This is a genomic window from Saccharothrix sp. 6-C (genome assembly GCF_016695385.1).
GTDB classification, from domain to species: domain Bacteria; phylum Actinomycetota; class Actinomycetes; order Mycobacteriales; family Pseudonocardiaceae; genus Actinosynnema; species Actinosynnema texasense.
In genome coordinates, this window is record NZ_CP064192.1 from 6,171,403 (window position 1) to 6,193,024 (window position 21,622).

Sequence of the window (21,622 nt, forward strand, 5' to 3'; positions counted from 1 at the left end):
CGTCCGCGCGCCTCGCCGCACCCCTGCGCGGCGACGCCGACCAGCGACGATCACACGATCGTGGGGCACGGGTCGGTGGCACTATGCTCTGCCTGCGATGACTCTCACCGACCGCCTGCCGGCCACCCCTGACCCCGACGTCCTCTACGACACCTTCGCCGACTGGGCGCGAGAGCGGGGGCTGTCGCTGTACCCGGCGCAGCAGGAGGCGTTGATCGAGATCGTCTCCGGCTCGAACGTCATCCTCAGCACGCCCACCGGCTCGGGCAAGTCGCTGGTCGCCATCGGCGCGCACTTCGCCGCCATCGCGGAGGGCAAGCGGACCTACTACACCGCGCCCATCAAGGCCCTGGTGTCGGAGAAGTTCTTCGCGCTGATCGAGACGTTCGGCGCGGACAACGTCGGCATGGTGACCGGCGACGCCAGCGTCAACGAGACCGCGCCCATCATCTGCTGCACGGCCGAGATCCTGGCCAACATCGCGCTGCGCGACGGCACGAAGGCCGACGTCGGCCAGGTCGTCATGGACGAGTTCCACTTCTACTCCGAGCCCGACCGCGGCTGGGCCTGGCAGGTGCCGCTGATCGAGCTGCCGCAGGCCCAGTTCCTGCTGATGTCGGCGACGCTGGGCGACGTCACGTTCTTCGAGAAGGACCTGACCCGCCGCACCGGCCGCACGACGTCGGTGGTGCGGTCCGCCGAACGCCCGGTGCCGTTGAACTTCCAGTACGTCACCACCCCGCTGCACGAGACGATCGAAGACCTGCTGCACGGCCGCGAAGCGCCGATCTACGTGGTGCACTTCACCCAGGCGTCCGCGCTGGAACGCGCGCAGTCGCTGATGAGCGTGAACGTCGCCACCCGCGCCGAGAAGGACGCCATCGCGGCCACGATCGGCCGGTTCCGGTTCACCTCCGGGTTCGGCAAGACGCTGTCCCGCCTGGTCCGGCACGGCATCGGCGTGCACCACGCGGGCATGCTGCCGAAGTACCGGCGGCTGGTCGAGCAGCTCGCGCAGGCGGGCCTGCTCAAGGTCATCTGCGGCACGGACACCCTCGGCGTCGGCATCAACGTGCCCATCCGCACGGTGGTGTTCACCGCCCTGTCCAAGTACGACGGCCAGCGCACCCGCCACCTCAAGGCCCGCGAGTTCCACCAGATCGCAGGCCGGGCGGGCCGCGCGGGCTACGACACCGTCGGCACGGTCGTGGTGCAGGCGCCCGACCACGTGGTGGAGAACGAGAAGGCGCTGGCCAAGGCGGGCGACGACCCGAAGAAGCGGCGCAAGGTGGTGCGCAAGAAGGCCCCCGACGGCTTCGTGTCGTGGAGCGACCAGACCTTCGATCGGCTCAAGAGCGCCGAGCCGGAGCCGCTGACGTCGAGCTTCCAGGTCAGCCACGCCATGCTGCTCAACGTGATCGGCAGGCCCGGCGACGCGTTCGGCGCGATGCGGCACCTGCTGGAGGACAACCACGAGGACCGGCCCGCGCAGCGCAGGCACATCCTGCGGGCCATCCAGATGTACCGGGGCCTGCTGGCGGCGGGCGTGGTGGAGCGGCAGGGCGGCGAGATCCGGCTCACCGTGGACCTCCAGGTGAACTTCGCCCTCAACCAGCCGCTGTCGCCGTTCGCGCTGGCCGCGATCGAGCTGCTGGACCGCGAGTCGCCGTCCTACGCGCTCGACGTGCTGTCCGTGGTGGAATCCACTCTGGACGACCCCCGCCAGGTGCTGTCGGCGCAGGAGCACAAGGCGCGCGGCGAGGCCATCGGCGCGATGAAGTCCGAGGGCATCGAGTACGACCAGCGGATGGAGCTGCTGGAGGAGGTGACGTACCCGAAGCCGCTCGCCGAGCTGCTGGAGGCCGCGTTCACCACCTACCGGCGCGGGCACCCGTGGGTCGCCGACCACCACCTGTCGCCGAAGTCCGTGGTGCGGGACATGTTCGAACGGGCCATGACGTTCGCCGAGTACGTGTCGCACTACCAGCTCGCGCGCTCGGAGGGCCTGGTGCTGCGGTACCTGGCCGACGCGTACAAGGCGCTGCGGCAGACCGTGCCCGAGGACGCCAAGACCGAGGAGCTCAGCGACCTGCAGGAGTGGCTGGGCGAGCTGGTCCGCCAGGTCGACTCCAGCCTGCTGGACGAGTGGGAGAAGCTGCGCAACCCCTCGGAAGAGGAAGCGGCGGACCTGTCGTCGAGCGACGCGCCACCCGCCGTCACCGGCAACGTGCGGGCGTTCCGGGTGCTGGTGCGCAACGCGTTGTTCCGGCGCGTCGAGCTGGCCGCCCGGCGCGACTACTACGAGCTGGGCCGGCTGGACGGCGACGCGGGCTGGACCGCCGAGGAGTGGCAGGACGCGCTCGACCCGTACTTCGAGGAGCACGACGAGATCGGCATGGGCCCGGACGCGCGCGGACCGGCGTTGCTGCTGATCACCGAGGAGCCGGGGCTGTGGCGGGTCCGCCAGGTCCTGGACGACCCGGCGAAGGACCACGACTGGGGCTTCACCGCCGAGGTCGACCTGGCCGAGTCCGACGAGATCGGCACGGCCGCCGTGCGGATCACCGAAGTCGGCAGGCTCTAGCCGGCCTGGGGTCCATCCGGTGGTACTGCGGCGCGGACCGGGGCACGAGCATGTCAACGTCGGGAGAGAACGGAGGCGGTTGGCCCTGTCGCAGGACGAGTTCGGCGTGCTGGGGTCTCTCGTGGTCCGCCGGAACGGCCGCTCGGTCCCCGTCACCGCCGCCAAGCACCGCATCGTCCTGGCGACCCTGCTGCTGGACGCGAACCGCTCGGTGCCCGCGAGCGACCTGATCCGCCGGGTGTGGGGCGAGACGCCGCCGGACCGCGCCGCGCAGACGCTGCCGGTGTACGTGATGCGGTTGCGGCGCGCGCTCGGCGAGCCGCCGCTGATCCACACCACGCCCACCGGCTACCGGATCGACCTGCCGCCCGGCGCGCTGGACCTGCACCGGTTCGAGGCGGCGGCCGAGCAGGGCGCGAAGCTGGCCGCCGCCGAGGACTTCACCGCCGCCGCCGACGCCTACGAACGCGCGCTGGAGTGCTGGCACGGGCCGCCGCTGGCCGACGTGCCGTCGGAGTCGCTGCACGAGACCGAGGCGCCGAACCTCGTCGAGCAGCGCTTGCGGGTGATCTCCGAGCTGGTGGACGTGAAGCTGCGGCTCGGCCGGTCCGACGAGGTGGTCGCCGACCTGCGCCGGCTGACCGCGCAGCACCCGCTGCGGGAGCGGTTCTGGTCGCAGCTGATGGTGGCGCTGTACCGGGTGGACCGGCAGGCCGATGCGCTGGACGCCTACCGGCAGGCGTCCACGACGCTCGCGCGGGAGCTGGGCGTGGACCCGAGCGACTCGCTGCGCGCCGTGCAGCACGCCATCCTCACCGGCGACCCGGCGCTGCACCAGCCGGTCGCGAGCACGTGGGCGCCGGTGTCGCAGCTGCCCGCGCCGGTGGGCAACTTCGTCGGCCGCGGCGCGGAGCTGACCCGGGTGACGGGGCTGCTGGAGCGGGGCACGGCCACCGTGGTCGTGTGCGGGCCGCCGGGCGTCGGCAAGACGGCGTTCGCCATCTCGGTGGCGCACGCGGTGCGCGACCGGTACCCCGACGGCCAGCTGTACGTGAACCTGCGCGGGCACTCCACGTCGCCGCCGCTGCCGACGTCCGCCGTGCTGGCGCGGTTCCTGCGGGCGATGGGCGTGCGGGCCGACCACATCCCGGTCGACGAGCAGGACCTGGTCGCCGGCTACCGGGCCCGGCTGCGCGGCCGGCGGGTGCTGATCACGCTGGACAACGCCGCGTCGGTGGAGCAGGTGCGGCCGCTGCTGCCCGCCGACCCCGGCTGCTCGGTGCTGATCACCAGCCGCAACGAGCTGCGGCTGCGCGGCACGACGGTGCGGCTGGACGTGCTGCGCGGCGACGAGGCGTGGAAGCTGCTGGCCCGGTCGCTGGGCGCGGAGGCCGCCGTGACGCAGTTCGACGCGCTCGGCGAGCTGGCCCGGCTGTGCGGGTACCTGCCGCTGGCGCTGCGGATCGCGTTGGGGAACCTGGTGGGCTCCTCGCACGTGGACGTGGCGTCGTACGTGGAGGAGCTGCGCGGCGGCGACCGGCTGGCCGTGCTGGCGGTGGACAACGATGACACGGCGGCGGTGCGGCGGGCGTTCGACCTGTCGTACGCGGCGCTGGCGCCGGCCGCGGCCCGGCTGTTCCGGCTGACCGGGCTGCTGCCGGGACCGGACTTCAGCGTGTTCGGAGCGGCGGCGTTGCTGGACGCGCCCGAGGACGTGGCGCGCGGGCTGCTGGAGGACCTGGCGTCGGCGCACCTCGTGCAACGGGTCGGGCCCGACCGGTTCGCCCTGCACGACCTGCTGCACGACTACGCGGCCGACCGCGCCGAGGCGGCGGGCGAGGACCTGGACGCGGCGCGGCGGCGGCTGTTCGACTGGTACCTGCGCACGGCCGTCGAGGTCGGCGACGTGCTGTACCCGGAGCTGGGCACGTCCGGGCCGCCCCGGATGAGCCCGGACGAGGCCAGGGCGTGGCTGGCCGCGGAACGGGCCAGCGTGCTGGCGGCGACCGAGCACTGCGCCGCGCGCGGCCCGCTGCCGATGGCGTGGCAGCTGATCAACTCGGTGAGCGGGTACCTCGGGTCGCACGGGCACCACGTGGAGTTCCTCAACGCCGTCGGCGCGGCGCTGGGCGCGGCGCGGGCGGCGGGCGACCACGACGCCGAGACGTTGATGACGGTGTGGCTCGCGACCGAACACCGCAACCTGGGCAACCTGCGGGCCGCGCAACGGCACCTGCGGGCCGTGCGGCCGTCCGCGCGGGCGGAGTGGCTGCACGTCGGGTTGGACGGGATCGTGCACCTGGAGCTCGGCGAGCTGCCCGCCTCGCTCGCCGCGTTCGAGCGGATGGCGGAGCTGGCCGAGGTCGAGGGCGCCCTGCCGCACGTGCGGATCTCGGCGTTGACCGGGCTCGGCGCGGTGTGGCTGATGCGCGGCGACCTGGTGACGGCCGAGTCGTTCCTGTCCTCGGGGCTGGCGCTGGCGCAGGCGGCCGACGGGGTGAACATCGAGGCGGCGTGCGCCGCGCTGCTCGGGCGGTGCAGCACCGCGGCCGGGGACTACGCGCGGGCCGCGGAGTTGCAGCGCTACGCGTTGGAGGCGTGGTACCGCAGTGGCGCGCGGCACCCGCGGGCGGAGGCGATGGCGCACCTGGCGGCGGCGTTGTGCCTGGGCGGGGAGCACGCGGAGGCGATGCGGACGGCCCAGCGGGCGTTGGCGCTGGTGCAGGAGCTGGGCGGGAGCCGGCGGATCGAGTCGGAGGTGCACAACGCCCTCGGCCTGGTCCTGCGCCACCTGGGCAAACCGGGGCTCGCCGTGGCGGCCCACCTGCGCGCGCTGGAACTGGCCACGTCCTCCGACTACCGCTACGGCGTCGCGCGTTCCCACGTCAGCCTGGTGCACGCCCTGTCCGCCGACGGCCGCCGCGCGGAAGCCCTCCGCCACGCCCGCGTGGGCCGCGACCTGGCCTCCCGCAGCGGCTTCGGCGAGTTCGAATCCCTCGCCGCCGCCGCCCTGTCCGACCTGACGTGACGGTGCGGCGGGGCGGCCGACCGCCGCCCCGCCGGACCGCGCTCAGATCTGGAGCTCCCACACCTGGTCGAGGTAGGAGGTGTTGCACCCGGCCTGGAAGACCTGCGTGTTGGAGAGCACGGCGCCCTGCACGGCAAGGCACTTGCCGCTGTAGACGTTGAGGATCTTGTAGCCGAGGAGGTAGTTCCCCGAGTAGTACGCCTGACGCACCCACTGCTGGTCCGTGTACGTCCCGCAGTCGATCTGGAACGCCGGTGCGTTGTGCTGCTGGACGGCCAGGCAGCGGTTGGTGTGCTCGTTGCGGAGCCGGTAGGACCCGTTGTAGGGCTCCCACCGCCAGTACTGGTCGGCGAACGCGGGGTTGCAGTCGATCTGGAACACCGCGCCGCCGTTGACGTTGCTCGGGCCGTGCACCGCCGCGCAGCGGTTGGTGTAGTGGTTGGTCATGCGGTACACCTCGGCCGACTCCGCCGCGGCGGCCTGCTCGACCGGGTTCCCGTCCGCCGGCCCCGCCTGTGCCGGGGACACGACCACGACGACAGCCGCCACCGCGGCGAACAGCACCGCGGCCAGGCGTGCCAGTGTCAAGCGCGACAAATCGTTCCTCCTCTTCGTCCGGCGGGCGCCCCTCGTCGAGGCGCCCGGACGTGCCGGGTCGACGACGTCGACCGCACCGTGAATGCCGATCGGACCGTGCTCAGACGCCGTACCGGCGTTGGTCGGCGTGGTCCACCGCGTCGTACCGGTAGACCGGGGCGCCGTCGACGTTGCCGGCCCCCTGGACGGCCAGGCACTGGCCGCTGTGCTGGTTCCGGAGCGGAAGACGTCGGCGCCGCCGGCCTGCGCCTCCCACTTCCGGTCCGCGTAGGCGGGCGTGCCGTTGATCCGGAAGGCCGGGCGTCGGTCCCCCGCACCGCCAGGCACCTGGCCGTGCAAGCGTTGCTCACCTGCGAGTGCGCGAGCGCGCCGGGGTCCTGGCTCGTGCGCCTGGTCACCTGGAGGCCCGACGCGGCGATCTCGGCGATCTCGGCGTCGACGGTGTCGGCCGGCGAGGCCGCCTGGGAAGCGGGCGAGAACATCAGGACCGCGGTCACCGCGGCGAGGAGTCACACCGCGAGCCTGACGACGGTTCTTCGGGCAGACATCATTCACCATCCCTTTCGGATTCGACCTGCGACAGCCCGGCCCGCTCGGATCGGACGAACCCGGATCCGAGCGATGCGGTCGGATCCGCACGCGACCCGGAAAGCGCGGCCGCCGAATTCCACTCCTCACGGCCGGCAGTCACCGCCGCGCGCTCGTGGATCCGATGAAACGACAAGAGCCCCGGTCGAGCCCCGAGACCACGCGTACCAATTCGCCCGCACCACCGGACCGGAATTGCGAGCACGACGATACTGCATCCCGAAAAGCTGTCAACCGAAGAATCGAGCGCCCACTTCGACGGGCATCAGAATGAGCACCCGGCCCAACCGGACAGTAAATCCACGAAGAGGTCGCGAGGGCAATGCGCGTGCGGAAGGTGAGCGCCTCGCACCGCTACGACGACAGTTGCGCGCAGTGCCTCGGGACAACCCGACCGGGGGTGCTCCGTCCCTCTGGCGGGACACCGGGTCAGCGTCGGACGTGCGTGTCGAACGCTCAGCGCCCACGTGTCGAACGCTCACGACCCTCGAAATCACCACACGAGTCACCTGACCGGATGACACGAGTGGCGCACGCGGAGGTCCTGGAGGTTCGACCCGCGGCCGCAGCGCCGATTGAGACCACTCCTCCGGGTCGTTGACCGCGTGGTCGGTGGACGAGAGCATCGGGTTTCGATACTTCGGCGGCTCACTCGTGGGGGATGTCATGGATTCCGATCCGCACGTCGGACTGGCGCGGATCGTGGACCCGGCGCCGCGCACTTCCGCCGAATTGGTCTGCGCCCTGACGGAGCTGGCACGGCTGGCGAACGAGTGGTCCGACGTGGTGCGCGGGCTGCACGAGCCGACCCGGCGCCTGGTCGGCAGCGCGGCGGCGGCGTCGGTGTCGCTGGCCGCGCGCCGGGCCGAGGAGGCGTTCCTCGAACTGGAGATGACGCTGGGTGACGCCCAGGCGGCGCGCCGGTCATTGCCCTTGGCCACCCCGAAGGGTGAGGATAGGCGTCCGGTGGTCTAATCGCCGACGCCGCCGACCACACCACATTGGAACTCCATGACCTCAGGACTTCCCTGCCCTCTCTGCGAGGGCCCGGAGCGCCGCGGGGCGCTTGAACGGACACTGAGGGTGCTCGCCGTCGACGACGAGGCCCCCGCGCTGGAGGACCTGGTCTACCTGCTGCGCTCCGACCCGCGCGTCGCCCACGTGGAGGGCGTCACGGACGCGACCAAGGCGTTGCGGACGCTGCACCGCGCCATGGACGCGGGCCAACCGGTCGACGCCGTCTTCCTCGACATCCGCATGCCGGGCCTGGACGGGCTCGACCTGGCCCGCGTGCTGTCCCGGTTCGCCCAGCCGCCGCGCATCGTGTTCGTCACCGCGCACCAGGAACCCGCGGTCGAGGCGTTCGAGCTGAAAGCGCTCGATTACCTCCTCAAGCCCGTTCGGGCGGAACGGCTGGCCGAATCGGTGCACCGGATCGTGCACGAGGTGCTCGATTCGAAGTCGCCGGAACCGGTCGCCGCCGCGCCGGCCGAGAAAGCGCCCGAAGTGGGCGACGAAGTCATCCCGGTCGAACTCGGCGGCATCACCAGGTTCATCAGGTTGGCGGACATCCGGTACGTCGAGGCGCACGGCGACTACGCCCGGCTGCACACCGCGACCGGCAGCGGGCTGGTCCGCGCCGCGCTCAACGGGCTGGAGGAGCGGTGGCGCTCCGCGGGGTTCGTGCGCATCCACCGCAGCCACCTCGTGTCGCTCGGCCACATCGACGAGCTGCGGCTGGAGGACGGCCACCTGAGCGTCAACATCGGCGGCGCGGTGCTGCCGGTCAGCCGGCGCCACGCCCGGCACCTGCGGCAGCTGCTGGTGCGCCGCAACCGGCAGCCGTCGTGACCTCGCCGCAGCGGCCGCACACCCAGCGGGTCGTGGTGACGAGCCCGCGCACCCGCGCGCCGCGCGCGCCCCGGCCGTACCCCGCGTCGCGGGAGATCGACGAGCAGAGCGAGCTGGGCGCGGTGTACATGCGGTCGCTGATCCGGACCCAGCGGCGGCTCGGGCTGCTGCTGTGCGCGGTCGTGTGCGGCAGCGTGGCGGCGCTGCCCCTGGTGTTCACGCTCGCGCCCCAGGTCGCCGCGCAGCGGCTGCTGGGCCTGCCGCTGCCGTGGCTGCTGCTGGGGCTGCTGGTGTTCCCGGTGTTCGTGCTGGCGGGCTGGTTCTACGTGCGCCAGGCCGAGCGCAGCGAACGCGAGTTCGCGGAGCTGGTGGAGCGTTCGTGAGCAGTGGGTACGGCATCGTCGCGGTGCTGGTCGTCGCGGTCGGCACGATGCTGGTCGGCACCTACGGGCTGCGGATCTCGCGCACGACGTCGGACTTCTTCGTCGCCTCGCGCACCGTCTCGCCGTGGTGGAACGCCTCCGCGATCGGCGGCGAGTACCTGTCCGCGGCGTCGTTCGTCGGCATCGCCGGGCTGATCTTCGCGCACGGGCCGGACATGCTGTGGTTCCCGGTCGGCTACACGGCGGGCTACCTGGTGCTGCTGGCGCTGGTCGCCGCTCCCCTGCGCCGCAGCGGCGCGTACACGCTGCCGGACTTCGCCGAGGCGCGGTTCGCGTCGCCGGCGGTGCGCGCGGTGGCGAGCGTGTTCGCGCTGGGCATCGGGTGGCTGTACCTGTTGCCGCAGCTGCAGGGCGCCGGCCTGACCCTGCACACGGTGACGGGCACCCCGGACTGGGTGGGCGCGCTGGTGGTCGCGCTGGTCGTCACCACGAACGTGATCTCCGGCGGGATGCGCAGCATCACGTTCGTGCAGGCGTTCCAGTACTGGCTCAAGCTGACCGCGATCGCGGTGCCGGTGGTGTTCCTGGTGATGGCCTGGCACGCGCACGGCGCGCGGGACCTGACCGGGCCGCAGTTCCCCGAGTTCCCGAAGCAGACCACGGTCACGTTCGACTCGGACACCACGTTCGACGCCTCCCGCGCCACGCCCTTCAACGGCTCCGGCCGGGTCGACGGCCGGCGGGTCGACGGCGGCGGCCGGTTGACCGTGGGCCGGCACGAGGTGGCCGCCGGCACGCGGCTCACGTTCCCCGAGGGCGCGGCGGTGCCGCACGTGCGGTCGATCCCGTCGAACACCAACGACGTGTGGGCGCTGCCGATGCGCGGCGGCGAGCGGTTCCCGCTGTACGCGGTGTACTCGCTGATCATCGCCACGTTCCTGGGCACGATGGGCCTGCCGCACGTGATCGTGCGCTTCTACACCAACCCGAACGGGCGGGCGGCGCGGCGCACGACGTTGATCGTGCTGGGCCTGCTGGGCGTGTTCTACCTGATGCCGCCGATCTACGGCGCGCTCGGCCGGCTCTACACGCCCGAGCTGCTGATGACCGGTGACACGGACGCGGTGGTGCTGGTGCTGCCGAGCCGGATGATCGACGGGCTCGGCGGGCAGCTGCTGGGCGCGCTGGTGGCCGGTGGGGCGTTCGCCGCGTTCCTGTCCACGTCGTCCGGCCTGATGGTGTCGTTGGCGGGGGTGCTGAGCCGGGACGTGCTGCGGCTGCGGGGCGTGCGCGGGTTCCGGGTGTCGACGGTGCTGGCCGTGCTGGTGCCGCTGGGCATGACGTGGCTGGTGGGCAAGGTGCCGGTGGCGGACATGGTGGGGCTGGCGTTCGCGGTGGCGGCGTCGTCGCTGTGCCCGCTGCTCGTGCTGGGCATCTGGAGCACGCGCATCTCCACGGTCGGCGCGGTCGCCGGGATGGTGGCGGGCGGCCTGCCCGCCCTGGTGGCCGGGCTGGTCACGATCAGCGCCGGTGGCGGCGGCGCGTGGTACCACGTGTTCCTGGCCCGGCCCGCCGCGTGGACCGTGCCGCTCGGTTTCGTCGTGATGTACGTGGTGTCGCTGCTGACGCCGCGCAAGGTGCCTCCGGGGGTGAACCACGTCATGGTGCGCTTGCACGCGCCGGAGAACCTGGGTCTGCGCAGTCAGGACCGGTTGTGACCGCGTTGTGGACAGCGGGCGCGATCCTGCTCGTCGGCCTCGCCGTGGTGACCACGCTGTGGTGGACCTCCCGCACCCGCAACGACTTCCTGACCCACGAGCAGCGGATCACGTTCGAGACGCTGCACACCGCGTGGTCCGCCGCTCCCCCGCTGCGCGCCGGGTTGGTGCCGGAGGCGGCGAAGAAGTCGGCCAAGCACCTGCGGACGCTGCTCGGCACGCCCGCGCTCGCGTTGACCGACGAGACCGAGGTCGTGGCGTGGGAGGGCGACGGCGAGCACCACGCGGCCGAGGCGATGGGGCTGGCCGCCGACGTGTTCTCCACCGGCCGCACCCGGGCGTTCGACATCACCTGCTCCGCGCCCGACTGCCCCGTGCACACGGCCGTCCTCGCGCCGCTGACCGTGGAGGGACGGGTGGTGGGCGTGCTGGCGGCCTACAGCCGGGAGGCGTCGGCCGGGTTGGTGCGGGCGACGAACGAGGTGGCGCGCTGGGCGTCGGGCCAGCTGGAGCTGGCCGAGCTGGACCGGTCGCGGACCCGGTTGGTGGAGGCGGAGGTGCGGGCGCTGCGGGCGCAGATCTCGCCGCACTTCATCTACAACTCGCTGTCCGCCATCGCGTCCTACGTGCGCACGGACCCCGAGCGCGCTCGCACGCTGTTGCTGGACTTCGCCGACTTCACCCGCTACTCGTTCCGCCGGGCGGGTGACTTCACCACGTTGTCGGAGGAGCTGAAGTCGATCGACCAGTACCTGGCCCTGGAACGGGCCCGGTTCGGCGAGCGGCTGAAGGTGACGTTGCAGATCGCGCCGGAGGTGCTGCCGGTGACCGTGCCGTTCCTGTGCCTGCAACCGCTGGTGGAGAACGCCGTGCGGCACGGGATGGAGGGCAAGGTCGGGCCGGGCCACATCTCGATCCTGGCGGCAGACGCGGGCGAGGAGGCCCACATCACCATCGAGGACGACGGCATCGGCATGGACCCGGACGCGCTGCGCCGCACGTTGGCGGGCCAGGTCGGCGAGACGGCCGGGATAGGGCTGGGGAACATCGACGAACGCCTCCGGCGCTGCTACGGCGACGACTACGGCCTCGTCGTGGAAACGGCCCAGGGGCTGGGGACGAAGATCAGCGTGAGGGTGCCGAAGTACCAGGCGGGCGTGCACGCCTGACCGCGCGAAAGCTGCCCGCCGCCGCCGAGGAGGGCGGGTGCCGGCGAGCCCGGCGGCGCGGTTGAGCGAGCTGTCGCCCAGGACCCGGCGGCCCGAGCCGGTGGGGCGGCGGGGCCGGTGCCAGGGTCGGGCCGGTCAGGCCGCGTAGACCGCCAGGCCGAGGGCCGCGGCGCCGGCGGCGGTCAGGCGGGCGGCCGCGAGGTCACCCGGCGCGACCGGGCTCGCGGCCTCGATCAGGCCGGCGTGCACGAGCGCGCGGGCCGTCGTCGGGTCGCAGAACGGCAGACCGTCCACCCGCACGTCGGGTTCGGCGCTGCGGGTCAGCTCGACCCGGTTCGCGACGGTCGCCTTCAGCAGCGCGACCTCGCGTCCGGACAACTCGGTCATCGGGGAACACCTCCATCGGGACGAACGGCGCGGCGGGCGCCCCGGTTCGCAGTCGGGACGCCCGCGTTGCCACCGTCGGTCCCCGTTCGGCTCAGCCCACGGCGCGCGCGCCGCGTCGTTCCGCCGCTTCCAGCACCAGCCGCAACCACTCGGCGTCGCCCGCCGCGCCGTCCATCGCCGCCCGGCGCAGCCGCAGCCACAACCCGGCCTCGCTCCACTCCTGGAACCGGCGGTGCACGGTCGGCACGGTCACGCCGAACGTCGGCGGCAGGTGCCGCCAGGCGCAACCGCTGGTCAGGACGAACACGATCGCGGTGAAGATGGCGCGGTCCGACACCCGGCCCCGGCCGCCGCCCTGGCGGCGCACCTTCGCGGGTGGCAGCAGCGGCTCCACCACCGCCCACAGCGACGGCGGCACCAGGCGCACGGCCAGTTGCTCGATCACGTCGGCGTGCGGCGGTCGTGGCGGCGCTTCCGGCGCCCGGCGCACCCACGGCTCCTGCCGCTGGGCGTCACCGCGCTGGCGGGCGCGCAGCAACATGGCCAGGGCGGCGTCGTCCGTGCGCCTGGGGGCGACCGCGGGGTGCGTGTGCTGTTGCACCTGGCGGGCGATCTCCGCGCCCACCGTTCGACCGAACGGCTGCGCTGGTCGTACGTAGTTGGTCATCAGGTCCTCCGCCCAGGACGTCGTGATGCCCATCACGCTAGGAACACCGACGCCCCCTGGTAAGAGAACGCGCGACGAACGGGAGTGGTCCAGCGTCACGCGGCCACCATCACACCGCCGAGCGGCCACACAGGAGCGACGAGCGGATGAGCGGTCACTCCCCGATACTCGCTGCGCACGGATACGCTCGAAGGTGTGAGCACTGCGCCGCGACTCCTCGCCACCAGCGACCTGCACGTGACGTACCAGCAGAACCGCCAGTTCGTCGACGCCATCCGACCGCACTCGCCCGACGACTGGCTGATCGTGGCGGGTGACGTGGCGGAGAAGTTCGACGACGTCGAGTGGGCGCTGGGCGTGCTGCGCGGCCGGTTCGCCAAGGTGGTGTGGTCGCCGGGCAACCACGAGCTGTGGACCACGAAGGACGACCCGGCGCAGGCCCGCGGCGAGGTGCGCTACAAGCAACTCGTCGAGCTGTGCCGCGCCATCGACGTGCTCACCCCCGAGGACGAGTACGCGGTGTTCGAGGGCGCGGGCGGCCCGGTGGCGGTGGCGCCGCTGTTCACGCTCTACGACTACACGTTCCGCCCGGCGGGCACGATCGACAAGGCGTCCGCGCTGGCCGTCGCGCAGGAGGCCGGTGTCATCTGCACCGACGAGTACTTCCTGCACCCCGACCCGTACCCGAGCCGCGAGGCGTGGTGCGCGGCTCGGATCGAGGAGAGCGAGCGCCGGTTGCGCGCTGTGGACAGCTCGTTGCGCACCGTGCTGATCAACCACTGGCCCCTCGTGCGCGATCCCACGTTCGTGCTGCGGTACCCCGAATTCGCCTTGTGGTGCGGCACCGAGCGGACCGCGGACTGGCACCTGAGGTTCCGCGCGGCGGTGATGGTCTACGGGCACCTGCACATCCCGCGCACGATCCGCAAGGACGGCGTCCGCTTCGACGAGGTGTCGCTCGGCTACCCGCGGGAGTGGCAGCCGCGCGGCTGGACCGCCGCGCCGCTGCTGGACGTGCTGCGCGAAGGGGACGCACGGTGATCACGGACCTGCTCACGCCGCCGGTGTCGGCGTTCGACGCGTTCGACGACCCCGACGGGGTGGTGTTGTTCCCCCAGGAGGCGGAACACGTCGCCCGGGCGGTGGAGAAGAGGCGCAAGGAGTTCGCCACGGGCCGGCACTGCGCCCGCACGGCGTTGGCCGGTCTCGGGTTCCCGCCCGCGCCGCTGCTGCCCGGCCCGAACCGCGAGCCGACGTGGCCCGAGGGCGTCGTCGGCAGCATCACGCACTGCAAGGGCTACCGGGCGGCGGCCGTCGGCCGGGTGTCCGAGGTGTGGACGATCGGGATCGACGCCGAGCCGAACGAACCGACCCCGGACGGCGTGCTGGAGGCCGTCGCGGTGCCCGGCGAGCTGGCCCGGATGGGTGATCTGCGGGCGTCGAGCGACAAGGTGGCGTGGGACCGGCTGCTGTTCAGCGCCAAGGAGACGGTCTACAAGGCGTGGTTCCCGCTGGCGCGGAAGTGGCTGGGGTTCGAGGATGCCGAGGTGACCCTCAACCCGGACGACGGCACGTTCACCGCCCGCATCCTCGTCGAGCCCCCGGTGGTGGACGGCGTCGTGCTGGACGGCTTCACCGGGCGCTGGCTGGCGCGGGAGGGGTTTGTGGTGACCGCGATCGCGGTACCCGCGCGCTGATCGAGGTGTGCGGAAGGCGGCGGTATGGGCGACGACGTCGGGCGACAGCAGTTCACCCGCGATGACCGGACGCGGTACCGCACGAAGGTGCGCCGCTGCCTGGACGTGTTCGCCCGGATGCTGGGCGAGTCCAGGTTCGAGTTCGACCGGCCGACGACCGGGTTGGAGATCGAGCTCAACCTGGTCGACGACGCGGGCGACCCGGCGATGCGCAACGCCGAGGCGCTGGAGGCCATCGCCGACCCGGACTTCGTGACCGAGCTGGGCCAGTGGAACCTGGAGATCAACGTCGCGCCGCGGCTGCTGACCGGCGGCGGGATCACGGCGTTCGAGGACGTCGTGCGGACGTCGTTGAACGAGGCCGAGCACAAGGCGCGGGGCGTCGACGCGCACATGGTGATGATCGGCATCCTGCCGACGTTGCAGCCGAAGCACCTGGCGGTGGACGCGCTGTCGGGCAACCCGCGGTACGCGCTGCTCAACGAGCAGGTGCTGGCCGCGCGGGGCGAGGACCTCCAGATCGGGATCAGCGGTGTCGAGCGGTTGCAGCTCACCGCGGACTCGATCGTGCCGGAGGCCGCTTGCACCAGCACCCAGTTCCACCTCCAGGTGTCGCCGGAGGACTTCGCGGCCTACTGGAACGCGGCGCAGGCCATCGCGGGCGTGCAGGTCGCGATCGGCGCCAACTCGCCGTTCCTGCTGGGCAAGGAGCTGTGGCGGGAGACGCGGATCGCGTTGTTCCAGCAGGCCACGGACACGCGCAGCGACGAGCTGAAGGAGCAGGGCGTCCGGCCGCGGGTGTGGTTCGGGGAGCGGTGGATCACGTCGATCTTCGACCTGTTCGAGGAGAACGTGCGGTACTTCCCGGCGTTGCTGCCGATCTGCGACGAGGAGGACCCGTTGCAGGTGCTGGAGCGGGGCGACACGCCCTCGTTGGCGGAGCTGCGGCTGCACAACGGCACGATCTACCGGTGGAACCGGCCGGTGTACGACGTGGTGCGCGACCAGCCGCACCTGCGGGTGGAGAACCGCACGTTGCCGTCCGGGCCGACGGTGGTCGACATGCTGGCGAACGGCGCCTTCTACTACGGCCTGGTGCGCGTGCTGGCCGAGGAGGAGCGGCCGCTGTGGTCGCAGATGTCGTTCAGCGCGGCGGAGGAGAACTTCACGTCGGGCGCGCGGATGGGCATCGACGCACAGGTGTACTGGCCGGGGCTCGGCACCGTGCCGGTGGCGGAGCTGGTGCTGCGCCGGCTGCTGCCGATGGCGCACGAGGGTCTGGTGCGGATGAAGGTGGACCCGGCGGAGCGGGACCGGCTGCTCGGCGTGATCGAGCAGCGGTGCCTGACCGGCGTGAACGGGGCGACGTGGCAGGCGCGCGCGTTCCACCGGCACTACGACCACACGGCGCTGGACCGGCCCGAGGCCCTGCGGCGGATGCTGCGCACCTACCGGGACCTGATGCACACCAACGAACCGGTCCACAGCTGGCCGGTCTCCTGACCCGGTTCCCCGACCCGGGCCGCTAACCTGGACGTGTTCCCCCTCGCGGGGTGTTCCGGCGAAGCGTTGGCGGCACGGGGTTCGGCGGCCGAGGTCTGGTGGACATGGATTCGCACAACGAGGTGTCGGGGACGGTCCGCGGACCGGTCGTGCAGGCGGGTGTCATCACCGGAGGCGTGCACCTGCACCTGCCGGGCGACGCGGGTCGGCGGGCGGAGGTCGACCGCGCCCGGCGGCACGTGGCCGAGGGCGACCACCTGGCGAGCCGCTTCACCGGGCTCACGGCGTTCCTGCACCGCCGCCTGCTGGAGGCGCAGGAGGACACCGTCCGGCTGACGTGGGAACGCGACCACCGCCTCGACGACGGCCACCGCCGCGAGGAGGCCGTCGGACGTGCCCGTGACGCGGAACGCCGGACGGCACGGCAGCTGGACCGCGCCGCGGCGGCACGGCTGACCGCGCTGCGCCTGGCCCTGGCGGCCCGGGACGGCCTGCGGCAGGTGGACCCCGGAGCGGACGACGTCGCCGAGCCGCCGGCGGACCCGCCGCCGGACTCCGAGCTGGACCCGGATGGCGTCGACCGGTGGCTGGAGCAGGGCACCGGCGGGGTGCAGCGGCTGGCGCGAGCGCTCGGCGAGCCGCTACCCGGGAAGGGTGCTCCCGCCGACGTGGGCACGCGCCCCGGCGACCTCCTGGGACCGCTGGTGGACGCGCTGGCCGCCGTGCCCCTGCTCGCCAACACGGCCAACCGCACCCTGGTCGTCCAGCTGCTCGGTCAGCGCTCGGGCGTCGCGCTGTCCGTCCCGGAGAGCCCCCACCCGCGGGTCCACGTGTCGTCGATCGTGCTGGCCTGCCTCGCCCAAGCCGGCGGGATCGACGACCTGCTCGGGGTCCTGGAGATCCTTGAACCGGGCACCTTGCCGCTCGCCGAGGTCCGCCTGGTCGTGGCGCGGTGGCGGCGCGCCACCTCCGCCTGAGGCACGGCGGTCAGCCGGACGAGTCGTCGACCAGCGCCTCCATCGCGTCGGCCTGGCGCGCCGCGATGGCGCGGCGCCACCACAGGTCGCCCTCCGGACGGCCCTTGTGCAGGGCGGACAGGCTGAGCATCGCGTCCGGGTGGCCCGCCTCGGCGGCGCGGGTGAACCAGGTCGCGGGCCGGTCCGCCACCGGCTCGACCCGGCGACCCGGCCGGTGGGCGGCGGCACGCCTGGCGGCGCCGCCCCAGCGGGTCAGCAGCATCCCCAGCTCGTGCATCGCCTGGGCGTCGCCCGCGCCCGCCGCGCGGCGCAGGCAGCGCTCGGCCCGGTCGACGTCGTCCTGCCGCCGGGCCAGGACGCCGAGGACGACGAGCACGCGGGTCGCCGCGTCGCGTTCCCGCCGGTCCAGGGCGGTGGCGTCCAGCGGCGGCAGCGCGGACCACAGGTCGTGGTCCACCTCGACCCCGGCCGAGGTCGCCGCCCGCGCCAACCAGTCCTCGGCCTCGCCGACCTCGCCCCGGTGCGCCAGCAGCAGCGCGAGGGCGGCCATGGCGGACCTGCGACCGGTCCCGGCCGCCTCCCGGTAGGCCTCTTCGGCCTGGCCCAGGTCGCCCCGGGCCACCAGCACCGAGCCGAGGTGGCCCAGCGCGTCGACGTGACCGGCCGAGGCGGCACGGCGGTGCCACGTCCCGGCCTCGTCGAGGTCACCGCGCTCCGCGAGGACCGAGCCGAGCTCCACCATGAAGAACGGCTCGTCGGTCACCTCCACGGCCCGGCGCAGCCACCGCTCCGCCTCGGCGAGCTCTCCCCCGGCCCGCAGCCGCGTGCCGAGCACCGCGAGGGCCCGGGGGTCGCCCGACTCGGCGGCGCGGCGGTACCACTCGTCGTCGGCCCGCCCGGTCGACGACATCAGGTCGGCCACCGCGGTCATGGCTTCCTGGTCGCCGTGGTCGGCGGCTTCCCGGTACCAGCGCTCGGCGTCGTCGAGCCGGCCGTCCCGCCGCGCGATCCGCGCCAGGCCGTGCATGGCGACCGTGTCGCCCTTCGCCGCGGCACGCGCGTACCAGCGCGAGGCTTCGGCGACGGCGCCGCGCTCCTCGCAGAGCAACCCCACCAGGTTCATGCCGTCCACGTCACCGCGGTCGGCGGCGGCGCGGTACCAGACCTCCGCCGCCGCGACGTCACCGCGGCGTGCCGCGGCCACCCCCAAGCCGACCACGGCCGCCGTGTCACCGCTGTCCACCTTCTTGCGCACGTGTCCCCCTGCGTCTCGCCCCACCTCCGATGCTGCCGCAAGGCCGGGCCCCACGCACTCACGGCGTCGAAGATCCCCCGATCGCCGGGGTGAGGACGACGTCACGTGCCGTGGCCGTGGTGGCGCAGGGGATCGCTTCCCGCCGTCGGCGGCACCGCGGCGCGCGGACCGCGGTCGCGGTGGCGCGGCGCCGCCGACGGGAGGTCGGGCGGGGACCGGTCAGCTCGTCGGGAAGTTGTCCGGCGTCCTCATCCGGTCGCGGATCCAGACGCCGGCGGGCTTGAGCACGCCCGTGCCGGCGAAGGTGGACCCGGCGCACGTGCCCTCCTTGAACACCGCGCCCGAGCGGAAGTCGTCGGAGAAGTTCCAGTTCGTCCAGCCGATCTTGTTCGCGGCCAGGAAGTCCAGGTACTTCTGGCTGTACGCGAAGTCGTTGGCGCCGTCGCCGGTGTAGGTCTGGGTGCCGAACTCGGTCACGAAGATCGGCAGCCGCGACGCCGCCCGCTGCAACGCGGCGAAGTACTCGTCCTGGTGCGACGCCGCGTAGAAGTGGAACGTGTACATGAAGTTCGTGGCGTTGACGGGGTTGTTGACGATGTCCTGCTCGCTGCGGCCGTCGGAGATGCCGAGCGAGCCCCACCCGTGCGTGCCGACGAACACCACGCCGTCCGGGTCCTGCGCCCGGATCACCGGGATCATCTGCTCGGCGTAGGACTTGATCCCCGCCCACGAGACGTTGTTCGGCTCGTTCGCGATGTCGTAGATGATGTTGGTCTTGTCCCGGTGCCGCTGCGCGACCTCGGTGAAGAACGTGCGCGCCAGGGAGATGTTGGCGTTCGGGTCGCCGGGGTCGAGCTGGTGCCAGTCGACCAGCGCGTACATGCCGCGCCGGGTCGCCTCCTCGATGTAGCCGTGCACCAGGTCGGTGAACTTGCGCGGGTTCGTCTCGTACCCGTCCTCCTGCACGTACATCGAGATCCGCAGGACGTCGGCGCCCCAGTCGGTCGCCAGCGCGTCCAGCGAGGCGGTCTTGACGCACTGCGAGTACCACTGGATGCCGTGCGTGCTCATGCCGCGCAACTGGATCGGCTTCCCGTACTGGTTGCACAGCTTCACGCCGCACACCCGCAACTGCCCGTTGACGTCCGCGGGCCGGCCGGCGGACGTCGTGCCGGTGTCGACGGTGAGCCGGTCGAGGTTCGGGCCGCCGTTGGCCGTGGTCGCCGTGACGCGCACGCGGTTCGCGCCGGCGGCCAGGGACGCGGTCGCCGACCCGGTGCCCCACGTGGACCAGGCGCCGGTGCCGGGGAACGCCACGCTCACGCCGGCCGAGCCGTTGACCGTGACGCTCACCGGCCGGCTGGTGGTGGTGCCGTTGGCGTAGCGGAAGGACAGCGTCGCGGGTCCGGCGGTCGCGGCGGTCACGGTGAACTCGACGTACGCGCCGGAGGCGTTGTCGTAGTTGACGAACCCGCCGCCGGTGTAGCCCGCGTGGTTGGACTCGACCAGGCCGCCGGAGATCGTCGCGCTCTCCGCCTGGTGCTCGGTGACGGCCGCCGCGACGACGTCGTCCGCCGAGGCCGTCGGCACGGACAGGACCGCCGCGACCAGCGGCGTCAGGAGGGTCAGTACGGGCCATCGGGGTGCCACAGGGCGCCTCCCACGGTTCAGGGGTGAGGTGGAACACGGTGGCGGCGGTTCAGTTAGGAAACTTTCCTATCTGTTGGGTGGATCACAGCACCCCGGGACGCCCGCTGTCAACGGTTCGGGCGACCGCGCGGGGCGAGGGATCGGGCGAGGGGTGTCTAGGAGACCTGGGCGGAGGCCCGGCGGGCGCGCAGGTGGGTGCTCGCGCTCCACGCCGAGACCAGGCCGGGCAGCAGCACGTGCCACGGCAGGCGGGCCAGCACGTCGAGGCGCACGGTCAGCACGATCCGACCGGACGCGCCGCCGTCCAGCCACAACACGCGCAGCGGCACGTCACCCGACACGTCCTCGACGGCGGCGAGCGCCACCAGGCACGAGGGCAGCGACACGCGGTGGACGCACGACTCGGCGGTGAAGCCGTCGGCGCGCAGCACCTCGTGCCGCACGAACAGGGACCGCACGGCGGCGACCAGGCGTCGTTCGCCCACCCCCGCGCGGACCTGGACGGTCATGGACTCGTACCCGGCGGTCGCGACAGGCCGTGTGGACACTCAGCGCCTTCCCTAGTGAGGTCAGCCTAAGTTAGCACTAGTAGTCGTCGCCGCCGAAGAACGTTTCCTCCAGCCGGTCCGCCGTGCCCGCGAGCAGCGCCAGCGGCTCGGTGAACTCGTGGATGTCCAGGTCCGACAACGGCAACGAGTGCCGCAGCACCACGTGGTCGCCCATGATCGCCGCGCCGCACGCGATGGTCGAGTTGCCGACCTCGGCGAGGAACGCGTGCAGGTCGACCCTCGCCGCCAGCCCGATCGGCGAGGCGATCTGCACCCACTCGTGCAGCTTGTCGAGCACTTCGCGGACCAGGACGACCACCTGGGTCCGCTCGTCGTCCTCGTCGTACTGCTCGAAGTTGAACAGGATCCGGATCTCGTCCTCGTTCTCCGCGATCACGTCATAGGTGTCGTGCACGTATGCGGCGAGGTCGCCCCAAGTGGCCATGCGGTCACCCTACGGGCGCGACCGCCGCCCACACCGCATCACCGACCAGATCCGCCGCCCTGGTCAGGTCGAGCACGCCCATGAGGTGCCGCCGGGCGCACTCGTGCGCGGGCCCCATCACCACGGCGTCCAACGCCCACAACGGGATCTCGCGCAGCTCGCCCGCCGCCATGCGCTGGGCGAACCAACGCGCGACCGGCTCGAACACCTCCGCTTTCACGGCGGGATCGGCGGTCGCCGGCGCGGCGTAGAGGAACCGGGCCCGACCGGGGTGCTCGGCGACCCAGCGCAGGTACCGCGCCGCCACCTCCCGCACCACCTCCTCCGGGCCGCCGACCTCCAGCGCGGGCGCCACCGCCGCCACGCAGTGCGCGAAGCTCTCCCCGTACAGCACGGTGAGCAGGCCCGCCCGGCTGCCGAAGTGGTGGTACACGCTGCCGTTGGACACCCCGGAGCGGGCGGTCAGCGCGCTGATCGTGACCGCGTCCAACCCGCCCTCGTCGACCAGCGCGAGGGCCGCGTCGAGCACTGCCCGCCGACCAGTCGATCTCACAGGGTTAGAGTACCGCTCTAGA

Annotated in this window: 18 protein-coding genes and 1 pseudogene; 11 read left to right on the forward strand and 8 right to left on the reverse strand. The window is 72.7% G+C overall.

The features are described 5' to 3' along the window. Positions 1-97 precede the first annotated feature (97 nt). Positions 98-2,584: a DEAD/DEAH box helicase gene (locus IOD16_RS25785; RefSeq protein WP_201436462.1), complete on the forward strand. Its 2,487-nt coding sequence runs from the start codon at positions 98-100 to the stop codon at positions 2,582-2,584. A gap of 79 nt (positions 2,585-2,663) precedes the next feature. Continuing rightward, positions 2,664-5,612: an AfsR/SARP family transcriptional regulator gene (locus IOD16_RS25790; RefSeq protein WP_201436463.1), complete on the forward strand. Its 2,949-nt coding sequence runs from the start codon at positions 2,664-2,666 to the stop codon at positions 5,610-5,612. 42 nt (positions 5,613-5,654) lie between these two features. Here the strand turns inward: IOD16_RS25790 and IOD16_RS25795 are convergent, their stop codons facing one another. After that, a complete protein-coding gene (locus IOD16_RS25795) occupies positions 5,655-6,209 on the reverse strand; it encodes an RICIN domain-containing protein (RefSeq protein WP_201436464.1) in 555 nt (184 codons plus the stop codon). Between the two features lie 1,254 nt (positions 6,210-7,463). Here IOD16_RS25795 and IOD16_RS25800 point away from each other — a divergent pair. From IOD16_RS25800 to IOD16_RS25820, 5 genes are read left to right on the forward strand one after another with little or no spacing between them, the layout of a single operon-like run. After that, positions 7,464-7,772, forward strand: coding sequence for a hypothetical protein (locus IOD16_RS25800; protein ID WP_053721693.1), 309 nt, complete (start codon positions 7,464-7,466; stop codon positions 7,770-7,772). A gap of 36 nt (positions 7,773-7,808) precedes the next feature. Further along, positions 7,809-8,648 (forward strand): LytR/AlgR family response regulator transcription factor, encoded by an 840-nt coding sequence (locus tag IOD16_RS25805; protein WP_201436465.1) that lies wholly within the window; start codon positions 7,809-7,811, stop codon positions 8,646-8,648. Continuing rightward, on the forward strand, positions 8,645-9,031 hold the full coding sequence (locus tag IOD16_RS25810) for a DUF485 domain-containing protein (protein WP_201436466.1): 387 nt from the start codon (positions 8,645-8,647) through the stop codon (positions 9,029-9,031). Before IOD16_RS25805 ends, IOD16_RS25810 begins: the two co-directional genes overlap by 4 nt. Further along, on the forward strand, positions 9,028-10,749 hold the full coding sequence (locus IOD16_RS25815; protein ID WP_201436467.1) for a sodium/solute symporter: 1,722 nt from the start codon (positions 9,028-9,030) through the stop codon (positions 10,747-10,749). The genes IOD16_RS25810 and IOD16_RS25815 overlap by 4 nt, the downstream gene beginning before the upstream one ends. Then, the gene (locus tag IOD16_RS25820; protein WP_201436468.1) at positions 10,746-11,918 is read left to right on the forward strand and encodes a histidine kinase; all 1,173 of its coding nucleotides are present in this window, start codon (positions 10,746-10,748) and stop codon (positions 11,916-11,918) included. Before IOD16_RS25815 ends, IOD16_RS25820 begins: the two co-directional genes overlap by 4 nt. A 135-nt stretch (positions 11,919-12,053) precedes the next feature. On the opposite strand, the gene IOD16_RS25825 is transcribed toward IOD16_RS25820, so the two are convergent. Together IOD16_RS25825 and IOD16_RS40640 are read right to left on the reverse strand one after the other, a co-directional pair. Further along, on the reverse strand, positions 12,054-12,305 hold the full coding sequence (locus IOD16_RS25825; RefSeq protein WP_123748486.1) for a hypothetical protein: 252 nt from the start codon (positions 12,303-12,305) through the stop codon (positions 12,054-12,056). Between the two features lie 103 nt (positions 12,306-12,408). Beyond that, a pseudogene (locus IOD16_RS40640) lies at positions 12,409-12,750 on the reverse strand (transposase); the annotation flags it as partial. Between the two features lie 417 nt (positions 12,751-13,167). Here IOD16_RS40640 and IOD16_RS25835 point away from each other — a divergent pair. The 4 genes from IOD16_RS25835 to IOD16_RS25850 all read left to right on the forward strand — a co-directional run bounded on the left by IOD16_RS25835 (position 13,168) and on the right by IOD16_RS25850 (position 17,149). Next, positions 13,168-14,013: a metallophosphoesterase family protein gene (locus IOD16_RS25835; RefSeq protein ID WP_201436470.1), complete on the forward strand. Its 846-nt coding sequence runs from the start codon at positions 13,168-13,170 to the stop codon at positions 14,011-14,013. Continuing rightward, positions 14,010-14,669, forward strand: a complete 660-nt coding sequence (locus IOD16_RS25840; RefSeq protein ID WP_201436471.1) for a 4'-phosphopantetheinyl transferase family protein — start codon at positions 14,010-14,012, stop codon at positions 14,667-14,669. Before IOD16_RS25835 ends, IOD16_RS25840 begins: the two co-directional genes overlap by 4 nt. Before the next feature lie 24 nt (positions 14,670-14,693). After that, on the forward strand, positions 14,694-16,172 hold the full coding sequence (locus IOD16_RS25845) for a glutamate--cysteine ligase (RefSeq protein ID WP_123746518.1): 1,479 nt from the start codon (positions 14,694-14,696) through the stop codon (positions 16,170-16,172). A 104-nt stretch (positions 16,173-16,276) separates the two neighbouring features. Continuing rightward, positions 16,277-17,149, forward strand: a complete 873-nt coding sequence (locus IOD16_RS25850; protein ID WP_201436472.1) for an effector-associated domain 2-containing protein — start codon at positions 16,277-16,279, stop codon at positions 17,147-17,149. A 10-nt stretch (positions 17,150-17,159) separates the two neighbouring features. Here IOD16_RS25850 and IOD16_RS25855 read toward each other — a convergent pair whose 3' ends face one another. The 5 genes from IOD16_RS25855 to IOD16_RS25875 form a co-directional block, all read right to left on the reverse strand. Next, positions 17,160-18,404: an SEL1-like repeat protein gene (locus tag IOD16_RS25855; RefSeq protein ID WP_201436473.1), complete on the reverse strand. Its 1,245-nt coding sequence runs from the start codon at positions 18,402-18,404 to the stop codon at positions 17,160-17,162. A gap of 219 nt (positions 18,405-18,623) precedes the next feature. Further along, positions 18,624-20,054, reverse strand: a complete 1,431-nt coding sequence (locus tag IOD16_RS25860; protein WP_201436474.1) for a cellulase family glycosylhydrolase — start codon at positions 20,052-20,054, stop codon at positions 18,624-18,626. 155 nt (positions 20,055-20,209) lie between these two features. Next, on the reverse strand, positions 20,210-20,602 hold the full coding sequence (locus tag IOD16_RS25865) for a hypothetical protein (RefSeq protein ID WP_148088981.1): 393 nt from the start codon (positions 20,600-20,602) through the stop codon (positions 20,210-20,212). A 37-nt stretch (positions 20,603-20,639) separates the two neighbouring features. Next, positions 20,640-21,047, reverse strand: coding sequence for a hypothetical protein (locus tag IOD16_RS25870; protein ID WP_123746514.1), 408 nt, complete (start codon positions 21,045-21,047; stop codon positions 20,640-20,642). Positions 21,048-21,051: 4 nt separating this feature from the next. After that, positions 21,052-21,600, reverse strand: coding sequence for a TetR/AcrR family transcriptional regulator (locus tag IOD16_RS25875; protein ID WP_201436475.1), 549 nt, complete (start codon positions 21,598-21,600; stop codon positions 21,052-21,054). Positions 21,601-21,622 lie beyond the last annotated feature (22 nt).